Raw genomic sequence first — 1302 nt, 5'->3', positions numbered from 1 at the left:
TGGTGTGGATCATCACGGCGGTATGCCTCGGCGCCACGGTGCGCGTGGCGGTGATGATCGCGGTGTCCTCGACGGTGGTCGCGGTCGTCGTCGTGCTGATGTGGCGGACGCGTCGCCTGGGATGGAAGATCGCCGGCCCGGCAGTGGTGTGTGCGGTGCTCGCTGCCACGTGTGCGACGGCGATGGCGTTGCGGCTGGAAATCCGTGACCGTCATCCGGTGCACGAGATGCACGGCAAGGCGACGATGTGGCTGACGCTGCGTGAGGACCCGGTGGCGTTCGGTCCCGCCGCGGCGGGGATGGTGCGGGCCCGGGTCGAGATCGACGCCGTCGCACGGCGATCGGTGTCCACGGCAGGGGCCGAACTCGTTGGTCGGGCACAGTCATGGGCGGGTGTGCTTCCGGGGCAACGTGTGCGGGTCCTGGTGACCGTACGTCCGCCGCCGCCGGGAGAACTCGTCGTCGCGCGGGTGACGGAGTCGGGGGCACCGACGTTGCTGGGACGGCCCCCGCCGCACCAGCGGGTCGCCGGTCACATCCGGGAACGGTTGCAGCGCAGCGCCGTACGGGCGTTGTCGCCGGAGGCGTCGGGATTGTTCCCGGGTCTGGTCCTCGGCGACGAGAGCGCGCTGTCGTCGGAGGTTCGCGACGACTTCCGGGCTGCCGGTCTGCTCCATCTGACCGCGGTCTCCGGCGCCAACTTCGCGGTGGTGTGCGGCGCGGTGATCTTCGCGTTCCGGTTGGCCGGCGCGTCACCGAAGGTCGTGGCCGTCGCCGGTGCCCTGACGATCGTCGGCTTCGTCATCCTCGTGCGTCCGTCACCGAGCGTGCTGCGCGCGGCGATGATGGGTGGGGTGGGCCTGCTGGCATTGCTGAGTTCGCGGCGTTCGCAGGCGTTGCCCGCGCTCGGCGCGGCCGTCATCGGGGGCGTGTTGTGGTGGCCGGAGCTGGCCCGAGAACCGGGATTCGTGCTGTCGGTCGTTGCCACGGCGGGCCTCGTGATGGTCGCCCCGGGTATCCGGGATGCGCTGCGCGCGGTCCGGGTGCCCGCCGGGATCGCCGAGGTGACGGCGATGGCCGTTGCCGCCGCGGTGACCACCTCCCCGATGATCGCGTACCTGTCCGGCACCCTCAGTCTGGTCACCGTGCTGGCGAACGTGGCGGTTGCGCCCGTGGTGGCCGTCGTCGGGATCGTCGGCACCGCGGCAGCGCTGATCGGGGCGTTCGGAAGGGGGGACGGAATCCCGATGATGGTGTCGGAGTTGCTGATCCGCGCCATGGCACCGGAGGTGTGGTGGATGA

Annotated in this window: 1 protein-coding gene; it reads left to right on the top strand. The window is 71.0% G+C overall.

What is annotated here, in order from left to right:
* Nucleotides 1-2 precede the first annotated feature (2 nt).
* Nucleotides 3-1302 (top strand): ComEC/Rec2 family competence protein (locus B1964_RS14305; protein WP_253194001.1); only part of this gene is annotated, 1300 nt, incomplete at its 3' end.

This window comes from Gordonia sp. i37, from assembly GCF_002043085.1.
In the GTDB taxonomy this organism is placed as follows: domain Bacteria; phylum Actinomycetota; class Actinomycetes; order Mycobacteriales; family Mycobacteriaceae; genus Gordonia; species Gordonia polyisoprenivorans.
This window is presented reverse-complemented; position numbering and strand designations above follow the sequence as displayed.